This is a genomic window from Janthinobacterium sp. YR213 (assembly GCF_900099875.1).
GTDB classification, from domain to species: domain Bacteria; phylum Pseudomonadota; class Gammaproteobacteria; order Burkholderiales; family Burkholderiaceae_D; genus Janthinobacterium; species Janthinobacterium lividum.
The window spans coordinates 1,837,618-1,849,051 of sequence record NZ_FNDA01000001.1 but is presented as its reverse complement, the minus strand read 5'-3'; the positions used below and the strand labels follow the sequence as shown (position 1 = coordinate 1,849,051).

Sequence of the window (11,434 nt, the reverse complement as noted above, 5' to 3'; positions counted from 1 at the left end):
GTTGTGTCAGGGCAAGTGCCAGGAAGCGCGTGTGGCGGCAAGGCAAGCATGGGGCCGGAGCGGGCTTTCCATATTGACGCCAAGCAAGATGTCGACATTCAGATTGTCGTGCGCAAGATAGTGCTGTATTTTAGCAATTCCTTAATTGCCAGTTCCCCATGCCATGAGTCAAAGCAGCCAGTTTTCCTTATTGTCGCAGCGCCGTTTCGGGCCCTTCTTCTGGACCCAGTTCTTTGGCGCCTTCAACGACAATCTGTTCAAGACGGCCTTGATGGTGATCCTCGCCTACGATGCGCTGAGCTGGACCACGCTCGATCCGTCCACCATCACCAACCTGATTCCCGGCCTGTTCATCCTGCCCTACGTCGTGTTTTCAGCCACGGCGGGCCAGCTGGCCGACAAGTTTGAAAAGGCGGGCCTGGCCCGTTTCGTCAAATGGATGGAACTGGCCATCATGGCCGTGGCCGCCGCCGGCTGGATGACGCATACGCTGTGGCTGCTGGTGGCGGCCGTCGTGGGCATGGGCGTGCATTCGACCCTGTTCGGCCCCGTCAAGTATGCGTACCTGCCGCAGCAGCTCAAACCGGAAGAGTTGGTTGGCGGCAATGGCCTGATCGAGATGGGCACCTTTGTCGGCATTTTATTGGGCGAAATCCTCGGCGCCGTGCTGATCGTGCACAAGCCGCTGGGCGTGGAACTGGTGGCCGGCGCCACCATCGCCGTGGCTGTGTTCGGCCTGGTCGCCAGCTACCGCGTGCCGCGCACGCCGGCGCCCGAGCCGGACTTGAAGGTGAGCCTGAATTTCGTCGCCGAATCATTCCGCAACCTGAATTTTTCGCGCAAGAACCGTCCCGTCTTCCTGGCCATGCTGGGCAACTCCTGGTTCTGGTTCTATGGCGCCCTGATCCTGGCGCAGTTCCCCGTGTACTCGAAGGATTTCCTGCATGGCGACCACAGCGTGTTCGTGCTGCTGCTGACGGTGTTTTCCGTCGGCATCGGCACGGGTTCCTTGCTGTGCGAACGCCTGTCCGGCCACAAGATCGAGATTGGCCTGGTGCCGTTCGGCTCCATCGGCCTGTCGCTGTTCGGCATCGACCTGTATTTCGCCAGCAATGCGTATGCGAATACGCAAGTGGTCGATGCGCTGGCGTTCGTCAGCCAGGCGGGCGTGCCGCGCATTTTGATCGACATCGTCATGATCGGCGTCTTCGGCGGCTTCTTCATCGTGCCCCTGTTCGCCCTGATCCAGACGCGCTGCGACCCGAAACACATTTCGCGCACGATCGCCGGCATGAATATCCTCAACGCGCTGTTTATGGTGGCGGCGGCCGGCGTGGCCATCGTGCTGCTGGGACAAGGATTTACGATTCCGCAGCTGTTCCTCGTCACGGCCATCCTGAACGCGCTGGTGGCCGCCTACATCTTTTCGCTGGTGCCGGAATTCCTCATGCGTTTCCTCGCATGGATACTCATCCAGACCGTGCACCGCGTCAAAGTGGTCGATGGCGAACGTATCCCGACGGAAGGGGCGGCCGTGCTGGTATGCAACCACGTCAGCTATGTGGACGCCATCGTCATCATGGCGGCCAGTCCGCGCCCCATCCGTTTCGTCATGGACCACCGCATCTTCAAGATGCCGCTGATGGGCTGGATCTTCCGCACGGCCAAGGCCATCCCCATCGCGCCGGCCAAGGAAGACCCGTTCCTCATGGAAAAGGCTTTCATCGATATCGCGCAAGCGCTGCACGAAGGCGAGCTGGTGTGCATCTTCCCGGAAGGCAAGCTGACGCGCACGGGCCAGATCAGCGAATTCAAGGGCGGCATCGCGAAGATCGTCGAGCGCAGCAAGGTACCCGTGATTCCGCTGGCGCTGCGCGGCTTGTGGGGTCATCTGTTGAGCCATCGCAATGGCCATTTGTTCGAGCGCGCTTTCAAGGCGGGCTTGCGCTCGCGTTTGTCGCTGGCCGTGGGCATGCCCGTGGCGCCCGAGGCCGCCACGCCGGAACTGTTGCAGCAAAGGGTGCAGGAATTGCGCGGCAAGTGGAAATAAACGCTATTTTGTCCGCGTAGCTGTCCCCGTCCGCCGCGCCAGGTGCTGTTCCAGCAGGGCGGCGATGGCGGCGAAATCCACCGGTTTCGTCAGATGATGGTCGAAACCGGCTTGTTCCGTGCGTGAGCGCGCCTCGCCCTGGCCCCAGCCCGTCAGGGCGACCAGCAGCACTTCGCGTCCCTGCGCACGCTGGCGTATCTGGCGTGCCGCCTCATAGCCATCCATATCCGGCATGCCCAGGTCCATCACGATCAGTTGTGGCCAGGCCATCTCGACGGCCGCCAGCGCCTGCGCGCCGCCATACGCGACACTGGCGGCATAACCTTCGAGCTGGAACAGGCTTTGCAAGGAATCGGCCGCATCGAGGTTGTCATCCACCACCAGCACTTGCACGGGCGGGTCCGCGCCGGTGGGCGCCTCGCTGCCGGCCGCCGCCGGGGTGGCCGGGGTGGCTGTCTGGGCGTCGCTGGCGCTGGCCGGCAAGGTGACGATGAAGCGGCTGCCGCGGCCGGGGCCGTCGCTGTACGCGTCGATGCTGCCGCCATGCATCTCGGCAAATTGGCGCGCCAGACTCAAGCCGATGCCCAGGCCGCTGGCCATCTGGCCTTCCACCGTGCGCCCCTGTTCGAACATGGAAAAGATGCGCGGGATGGCGTCCGGCTCGATGCCGATGCCATTGTCTTCGACCGTCACCTGCAGCTGCCCCTGCGCCAGGCGCGCCGTGATGTGGATGTGGCCGCCCTCCGGCGTGAACTTCACGGCATTCAAAACGATATTGGCAAAGATCTGCACCACCCTGGCATAGTCGGCGTGCAGCGTGATGGCAAGCGTCGGCAACGCCTGCGTGATGCTGATGTGCCGGCTGTCGGCAGCGGGCTGGCACAGTTCGATTACATGGTCGAGTACTTGCTGTAATTCAATATTTTCGCGCTGCAGCAGTACCTTGCCGCTGGTGATGCGCGCCACGTTGAGCAAGTCATCCACCAGCCGCGTCAGATGCGTCACCTGGCGCTCGATCACGCCGCTGACCTTGCTGACCTGCTCCGAGGCCGGATACAGGTGCTTGAGCAGGGCCACCGAAGTCTTGATGGGCGCCAGCGGATTGCGCAGTTCGTGCCCGAGGCTGGCAAGGAATTCGTCCTTGCGCCGCTGCGTCTCGCGCACTTGGTACTGGCGCTGGCGCGCGCGCAGCATGGCGTGGGCCGAGGTGATCAGGGTCAAGATGTGCACGGGGCGTTCCAGCAGGGTCAGGTTGCCCAGGGTGGCGACGGCTTGCCGCAAGGGCAGGGAATCGAGTCCCGCGTGCGTCAGCAGGATGATGGGCAAATCGGACCAGTCCGGCTGCTGGCGGGTGTAGGCGTCGAGCACGGCGTACACGCCTGCATGCAAGGCCTCGTCCACCGTCAGCACGCCGCCGGCGCCCAGCGCCAGCTGCTCGGCCAGTTCGCCTGCGGAGCGGCAGGCGTGGCTGGCGATGGCCTCGCCGGCGAGCACCCTGGCGGCCAGGGCGGCGTCCTGGCCGCCAGGCGCGTAGATCAGGATACGCTGCTCCATGGCAACTCCTAGGGGAAGGGCGTGCCGCCGATGGTGGGCAAGCCCGACAGGATGCCGTGAAAGCCGGCCAGGGCAGGGCCGATGCGGATGCCCTGCGGGCTGATTTCGAAGCGGCGGATGCTGCGCTCGTGCGCGCTGCCGCGCTTCTTGAAGACGGAAATGGCTTGCCGCACCTCGCCTTCCGTTTCGTAATAGCGCAGCATGATGACGCCGTCGGCCAGGTAGCTGGCGTCGGCCGAGGTCGTCATCGAGGTGCCCAGCATGTTTTGCTGCACGCCGACGAGCAGGGTGGCCACGCCCCGCTGGCCCAGGTAGTTGAGCAGTTCATGCAGATAGGTGCTCTGGAAGCGCTCGTCTGGCACCGCGTGCATGTAGCCGTTCAGGCTATCGATGACGATGACCCGGGCGCCCCGTTCTGCCGCGTCGACCACGGCCTGGGCGAATTCTCCCGGTGTCAGCTCGGCCGGATCGACTTGCTGCACACTCAACAGGCCGGAATCGAGCGCCGCCTGCAGGCGCATGCCCACGCTGTCGGTCCGGTTCAGCAGCTTGCTGCGCGCTTCCTCGAACAGGAACATGGCGCACGGTTCGCCGCGCGTTATGGCCGCGTGCACGAATTGCGCCGCCAGGGTGGACTTGCCGCTGCCGGCCGGGCCGGAAATGAGCGTGCTCATGCCTTCTTCCAGGCCGCCCCCTATCATGGTGTCGAGTTCGGGCACGCCGCTCGACAGGCGCCGATGGTCGCCATCGCGGCGCGTGTCGGCCGCCACCAGGCGCGGAAAGACGAGCAGGCCATCATGGGCGATCTTGTAGTCGTGGGTGCCGCTGCGAAACGGCACGCCCCGGTATTTCACCACCCGCACGCGGCGCCGGTCATTGCCGTAAGCCTGGTTTTGCAGCTCCAGGGAAATCACGCAGTGAGCCACGCTACGCACTTGCAAGCCGTCGTCCAGCGCGGAACGGTCATCGATCAGCAGGGTGGTGCAGTGCCGGCTGGCCAGGTACTGTTTCAATGCCACGACCTGGCGCCGGTAGCGCAGGGGGTTTTCCGCCAGTAGTTGCAGTTCGGACAGCGAGTCGAGCACCAGGCGGGCAGGGCGGTGCTTTTCGATGGCGGCGAGGATGCGCTGGTTGGTCGATGCCAGTTCGATTTCCGACGGGTGGAAGATGGTGTACTGGCGTTCGGGGTCGAGGATGTCGTCGTTGGGCGCCACTTCTTCGATGGCGATGCCGGCCAGGTCCCAGCCATGCGACAGGGCCGCGCCGCGCAGTTCGATCTCGGATTCCGCCAGGGCGATATACAGCACGGGCGCGCCGCTGCGCGCGCCTTCGGCCAGAAATTGCAGCGCCAGGGTGGTCTTGCCCGTGCCGGGAACGCCTTCGACCAGGTACAGGCGCTCGGCCAGCAAGCCGCCCGAGAGGATGGCATCGAGGCCGTCGACGCCGGTCGACAGCAGTGGCGGCGTGTCCGGGCCGCTGGCGCCATCCTGCCGCCGTGTTTTTCGCGCCTGTGATGTCATCGTTGCGCCCCCGCTTTGCCACGCTGTGGAGACTATACTAGCGCGTTCGCCGCGGCATGTCTTTTCGATACCATTGGTAAATATTCATGGCGGCAGGCGGCCGCGCGTGGGGCAGTGTTGCGCGCGCGATCGAGGCTTCAGCAAAAAACGCATTACCCTGCTACAGTATTCATTCAATCCAACTTTCCCGCATTGCCGTTTTGCCGCCGTCCGCCAGCTTCCTGTTCGAATTGGCTGACGTGCAGACGCTGTCGCTGTCCTCATTTTATTGCTTCATTGATAATTTAATTCGCTTGATAGTTACTATGTTTCAATTGTAACGATGCTTGACGATTTTAGAATGATCGTTCATTCTTTGATCTGCGTTAATAAATTTAGTCATTTCTAACGACACTAGCCAGCTTCTTTTTCAGAAAGTCCAAGATGCAACCAACTTTTTCCCTGACGTCGCCGCGTACGAGCGGCGCTATTGCCGTTCTGTGCGCCACTGTAATCATGGCCGGCTGCAGTAAAAAACAGGAAGCACCTCACGCGCAGCAAGCGCCACAGGTGGTCGTGTTTACTGTTAATCCGGCCGCGTTGCCGATGAGCGCCGAACTGCCCGGCCGCACGAATGCCTACCAGGTCGCCGATGTGCGCCCGCAAGTCGGTGGTTTGATCCAGAAGCGCCTGTTCGTCGAAGGTAGCGATGTGAAAGCAGGCACGGCCCTGTACCAGATCGATTCCGCCACCTACCAGGCAGCCTACAATTCGGCCAAGGCGGCCTTGTCGAAAGCCAAGGCCAACCTGCTGACGGCTGGTCCGAAAGCATCGCGCTACAAGGAACTGGTCGCCATCGAAGGCGTGAGCCGCCAGGAATACGATGACGCCGTCGCGGCGTTCGAGCAAGCCAAGGCCGACGTCGAGTCCGCCACAGCGGCGCTGGAATCGGCGAATATCAACCTGAAATACAGCACCGTGACGGCGCCGATCAGCGGCCGCACCAGCCGCTCGACCGTGACGGCCGGCGCGCTGGTCACGGCGGGCCAGGCGGAAGCACTGACCACCGTGCAGCAACTCGATCCGATCTATGTCGACGTGACACAGTCGAGCACGGATCTGCTGCGCCTGAAGCGCCAGATGGCCGACGGTTCGCTGAAAAAAGTGGGCGAAGGCCAGGCCAAGGTCGACCTGATCTTGCCGGATGGCAGCAAGTACAGCGAACCGGGCAAGCTGCAGTTCGCTGGCGTGACGGTCGATCCGACCACCGGCAACGTGGTCTTGCGCGCGCTGTTCCCGAACCCGAAAGGCGAATTGCTGCCAGGTATGTACGTACGTGCCCAGCTGGAAACGGGCGTCGATGAAAAAGCCATCACCGTGCCGCAAGTGGGCGTGACGCGCAACCAGAAGGGCCAGGCAACGGCCCTGATCCTGAACAAGGAAAACAAGGTCGAGCAACGCGTGCTGACCACCAGCGGTACGGTCGGCAACGACTGGCTGGTGACGTCCGGCCTGGCCGCAGGCGATCGCGTGATCGTGGAAGGCTTGCAAAAAGTCAAGCCAGGCGCACCAGCCGTTGCCGTGCCGGCCAAGGCGCCTGCCGCGCCTGCCGCTGCCGCCTCTGCCGCAGCATCGGCTGCCAGCGCCCACTAATTCAGGAGAATATTAATGGCCCGTTTTTTCATTGACCGCCCGATTTTTGCCTGGGTGGTCGCGATCGTCATCATGCTTGCCGGCGTGATTTCGATCCTCAGCCTGCCGATCGCGCAGTACCCGAGTATTGCTCCGCCGTCGATTTCGATCAGCGGCTCCTATCCTGGCGCCTCCGCCAAGACCGTGGAAGACGCCGTCACCCAGGTCATCGAACAAAAGATGAAGGGTATCGACGGCTTGCGCTACATGGCTTCGTCGAGCGACGCCACTGGCGGCATCAGCATTACGCTGACGTTTACCAGCGGCACCAATCCCGACATCGCCCAGGTGCAGGTACAGAACAAGCTGCAGCTGGCCACGCCACTGCTGCCGACGGCTGTCACGCAACAGGGTCTCGTCGTGTCGAAAGCCACCAAGAACTTCCTGATGGTGTTCGGCTTCATTTCCGAAAACGGCAAGATGGACCAGACCGACTTGAGCGACTATGTGGCCGCCAACGTCGTCGACCCATTGAGCCGTGTTGCCGGCGTGGGCGATGTGACGCTGTTCGGTTCGCAGTACGCCATGCGTATCTGGCTCAATCCGGCCAAGCTGCAAAGTTTTAACCTGACCCCGGCGGACGTGATCACGGCCGTGCAGGCACAGAATGCGGAAGTGTCGGCCGGTGAACTGGGCGGCACGCCGTCCATCAAGGGCCAGCAGCTGAACGCTACCGTGTCGGCGCAAAGCCGTTTGCAAACGGTGGAGCAGTTCGGTGCCATCTTGCTGAAAACCACGACCGACGGCGCCATGGTGCACCTGAAGGACGTGGCCACCATGGAGCTGGGCCGCGAGAACTACAACACCGTGGCCCGCTACAACGGCCATGCGGCAACCGGCGTGGCGATCAAGCTGGCGACGGGCGCCAACGCGCTCGATACGGCCAATGCGGCGAAAGCCATGCTGGGCAACCTGAGCAAGCAGTTCCCTGAAGGCATGAGCTACCAGGTGGCGTTCGACACGACCCCGTTCGTGAAACTGTCCATCGAAGAAGTGGTCAAAACCCTGGTCGAAGCGGTCATCCTGGTATTCCTGGTGATGTATCTGTTCCTGCAGAACTTCCGCGCTACCCTGATCCCGACCATGGCGGTGCCGGTCGTGCTGCTCGGTACTTTCGGTATCCTGAATGCATTCGGTTACTCGATCAATACCCTCACCATGTTCGCCATGGTGCTGGCCATCGGTTTGCTGGTCGATGATGCGATCGTGGTGGTGGAAAACGTCGAGCGCGTGATGAGCGAAGAGGGCTTGTCGCCGCTGGAAGCGACGCGCAAGTCCATGACGCAGATCACGGGCGCGCTGGTCGGTATCGCCATGGTGCTGTCGGCCGTGTTCGTGCCGATGGCCTTCTTTGGCGGTTCGACGGGCGTGATTTACCGCCAGTTCTCGATCACGATCGTCTCGTCGATGGTGCTGTCCGTCGTCGTCGCGCTGGTGTTTACGCCAGCCTTGTGCGCCACCTTGCTGAAACCGGTCGAAAAGGGCCATCACGCGACCAACAAGGGTTTCTTCGGCTGGTTCAACCGCAGCTTCGATAGCAGCAGCAACAAGTACCAGGGCATGGTTGGCGCCATGATTACGCACCGCGCCCGCTCGATGCTGCTGTATGTGCTGTTGCTGGCCGGCCTGGTATTCATCTTCATGCGCTTGCCGACCTCCTTCCTGCCGGAAGAAGACCAGGGCATCCTGTTTACGCAGATTCAATTGCCGACGGGCGCCACGCAAGAGCGCACCCTGAAAGTGATCGAGCAGGTCGAAGACCACTTCATGAACAGCGAGAAAGATAACGTCGCTTCCGTGTTTGCCGTGGCCGGTTTCAGCTTCGGCGGTAACGGCCAGAATACGGGTATCGCCTTCGTGCGCCTGAAAGACTGGTCGCTGCGCAAGGACGTGGCGCAAAAAGCGCCGGCAGTAGCGGGCCGCGCCATGGGCAAGTTGTTGCAGATCAAGGATGCGATGGTGTTTACGTTTGCACCGCCTGCCGTGCTGGAACTGGGTAACGCCACCGGTTTCGACATGCAGCTGCAGGATATCGGCGGCGTCGGCCATGACGCCCTGATGGCGGCGCGTAACCAGTTGCTGGGCATGGCGTCGCAGAATCCGGCCATGGTCGGCGTGCGCCCGAACGGCCAGGAAGATACGCCGCAGTACAAGATCGACATCGACCAGCAGAAGGCAACGGCGCTGGGCTTGCAGATCTCGGAAATCAACCGCGTGCTGAGCGTCGGCTGGGGTAGTTCGTATGTGAACGACTTCCTCGACCGTGGCCGCGTGAAGAAAGTGTTCATCCAGGGTGACGCCAGTTCGCGCATGCTGCCGGAAGACTTGAACAAGTGGTTCGTGCGCAATACCGCTGGCCAGATGGTGCCGTTCTCGGCCTTCGCCACCGGCAAGTGGATTTACGCGTCGCCACGCCTGGAACGCTACAACGGCTTGCCGTCGGTAGAGATCCTGGGTACGCCGGCGCCGGGCCAAAGCACGGGCGCCGCCATGAACGCGATGGAAGAAATGGTGGCCAAGCTGCCGCCTGGCATCGGTTTCAGCTGGACCGGCGTGTCGCTGGAAGAGCGCGAATCCGGTTCGCAGACGCCGCAGCTGTACGCGCTGTCCCTGCTGATCGTCTTCCTGTGCCTGGCCGCGCTGTATGAAAGCTGGTCGATTCCATTCTCCGTGCTGCTGGTGGTACCGCTGGGCGTGATCGGCGCTGTGCTCGGTACGTGGATGTTCGGCCTGTCGAACGACGTGTACTTCCAGGTGGGCTTGCTCACGGTGGTGGGCCTGTCGGCGAAGAATGCGATTCTGATCGTCGAGTTTGCCAAGGAAATGCAGGAATCGGGCATGTCGCTGCTGGACGCGACCTTGCACGCGGTGCGTCTGCGTCTGCGTCCGATCCTGATGACCTCGATTGCCTTCGGCCTGGGCGTGTTGCCACTGGCTATTTCCAGCGGCGCCGGTTCCGGCAGCCAGAACGCCATCGGTATTGGCGTGCTGGGCGGTATGTTGACGGCCACGTTCCTCGGTATCTTCTTCGTGCCGGTGTTCTTCGTGCTGGTGCGCGGCTTCTTCTCGAAGTCGGACGCGCCAACCACGCCGGCGACGCCTGGTTCGCCAGCCGTCACGCTTTCCAAGGATGCACATTAATATGAAAAAATCGCTACTCTCCATGGCGGCACTGGCCTTGCTGGCCGGTTGCAGCCTGGCCCCTACGTATGAGCGTCCGGCAGCGCCGGCGCCCACAAGCTGGCCGACCGGTCCTTCCTACAAGGCCGACACGGCCGCCGCCGACGCCAAGCCGGTGGCGGACGTCGCCTGGCGCGAGTTCTTTGCCGATGCGCGCCTGCGCCAGGTACTGGAACTGGCGCTGGCCAACAACCGCGACCTGCGCGTCTCGATCCTCAACATCGAGAAGGCGCGCGCCACCTACGGCATCGAACGCGCCGCGCTGATCCCGACCCTGTCGGCGTCCGGCGGCCAGTCGGCCAGCCGCGTGCCGAAGAACGCCAGCGCCAACGGCGAAGCGTCCATCAACCGCCAGTACACGGCGAACTTGGGCGTGTCAGCGTACGAGCTGGACTTCTTCGGCCGCGTGCGGAGCCTCTCCGACAGCGCGCTGGAACAATACCTGGGCACGGAAGAAGCACGCCGTGCACAGCAGATCAGCCTGGTGGCCGAAGTGGCCAGCACCTATCTGAACCTGGTGGCCGACCAGCAGCGCCTGCGCGTGGCGCAAGATACCTTGAAGAGCCAGCAGTCGTCGTATGACCTGGCCGTGCGCCGCTTCAGTGCCGGTGCTACCTCTGGCCTGGACAAGTACGATGCCCAGACCAGCGTCGAGTCGGCCCGTTCCGACGTGGCTGTCTACACGAGCCAGGTAGCGCTGGATCAGAATGCGCTGGTCTTGCTGGTGGGCGGCCCCGTGCCGGCCGAGCTGCTGCCGCAAGGCGAGTTCGGCGCCGTCACGGCCCTGGCGGACATTCCATCCGGCTTGCCGTCGGACGTGCTGCAACGCCGTCCCGACGTGCTGGCGGCCGAGCGCACCTTGCGCGCTGCCAATGCCAACATCGGCGCGGCGCGCGCGGCCTTCTTCCCGCGCATTTCGCTGACGGCCACGGCCGGTTCGCTGAGCGACAACCTGTCGGGCCTGTTCAAGGCGGGCAGTGGCACGTGGAGCTTCATTCCGCAGATCAGCTTGCCGATCTTCGATGGCGGCGTGAACCGCGCCAACCTCGATATCGCCAAGGTGCAGCGTGAAATCTCCGTGGCGCAATACGAAAAGGCGATCCAGGTCGCCTTCCGTGAAGTGTCCGATGCGCTGGCCCAGCGCGGCACCATCGACGAGCGCCTGCAATCGCAGGTCTCGCTGGTCGAGGCGTCGACGAAGAGCTACACCATCCACGACGCGCGCTACAAGCAGGGCGCCGAGTCCTACCTGAACGCCCTGGTGGCCCAGCGCGCGCTGTACACGGCGCAGCAGAGCCTGATCACGGCGCGCCTGGCCAAATCGACCAACCTGGTGACCTTGTACAAGGTGCTGGGCGGCGGTTGGCAGCCTGAGCAGACAGCCGTCGCGGCGGCTGGCGGCACCCAATAATCACGGGGACGCCGACGCCGGCCTTGCCCGCAAGGGCAGGGTCGGCGC

7 protein-coding genes are annotated in these 11,434 nt (G+C 63.0%); 5 read left to right on the top strand and 2 right to left on the bottom strand.

What is annotated here, in order from left to right; all coding sequences use genetic code 11:
• The first annotated feature begins 163 nt into the window (after window positions 1-163).
• On the top strand, window positions 164-2,050 hold the full coding sequence (locus BLT98_RS08185; RefSeq protein ID WP_092606387.1) for an MFS transporter: 1,887 nt from the start codon (window positions 164-166) through the stop codon (window positions 2,048-2,050).
• Window positions 2,051-2,053: 3 nt separating this feature from the next.
• On the opposite strand, the gene BLT98_RS08180 is transcribed toward BLT98_RS08185, so the two are convergent.
• On the bottom strand, window positions 2,054-3,604 hold the full coding sequence (locus BLT98_RS08180) for a hybrid sensor histidine kinase/response regulator (protein WP_092606385.1): 1,551 nt from the start codon (window positions 3,602-3,604) through the stop codon (window positions 2,054-2,056).
• A gap of 8 nt (window positions 3,605-3,612) precedes the next feature.
• Window positions 3,613-5,124, bottom strand: a complete 1,512-nt coding sequence (locus tag BLT98_RS08175; RefSeq protein ID WP_092606383.1) for an ATPase domain-containing protein — start codon at window positions 5,122-5,124, stop codon at window positions 3,613-3,615.
• An 86-nt stretch (window positions 5,125-5,210) separates the two neighbouring features.
• Here BLT98_RS08175 and BLT98_RS28720 point away from each other — a divergent pair, with 86 nt between their 5' ends.
• The 4 genes from BLT98_RS28720 (at window position 5,211) to adeC (ending at window position 11,386) form a co-directional block, all read left to right on the top strand.
• Entirely contained in the window at window positions 5,211-5,444 is a 234-nt protein-coding gene (locus tag BLT98_RS28720; protein WP_139179169.1) for a hypothetical protein, read from the top strand.
• Between the two features lie 103 nt (window positions 5,445-5,547).
• Window positions 5,548-6,756, top strand: a complete 1,209-nt coding sequence (locus BLT98_RS08170) for an efflux RND transporter periplasmic adaptor subunit (RefSeq protein WP_052140403.1) — start codon at window positions 5,548-5,550, stop codon at window positions 6,754-6,756.
• 15 nt (window positions 6,757-6,771) lie between these two features.
• On the top strand, window positions 6,772-9,936 hold the full coding sequence (locus tag BLT98_RS08165; RefSeq protein WP_092606381.1) for an efflux RND transporter permease subunit: 3,165 nt from the start codon (window positions 6,772-6,774) through the stop codon (window positions 9,934-9,936).
• A gap of 1 nt (window position 9,937) precedes the next feature.
• The gene (gene adeC / locus BLT98_RS08160) at window positions 9,938-11,386 is read left to right on the top strand and encodes an AdeC/AdeK/OprM family multidrug efflux complex outer membrane factor (RefSeq protein ID WP_092606379.1); all 1,449 of its coding nucleotides are present in this window, start codon (window positions 9,938-9,940) and stop codon (window positions 11,384-11,386) included.
• The last annotated feature ends 48 nt before the right edge of the window (window positions 11,387-11,434 follow it).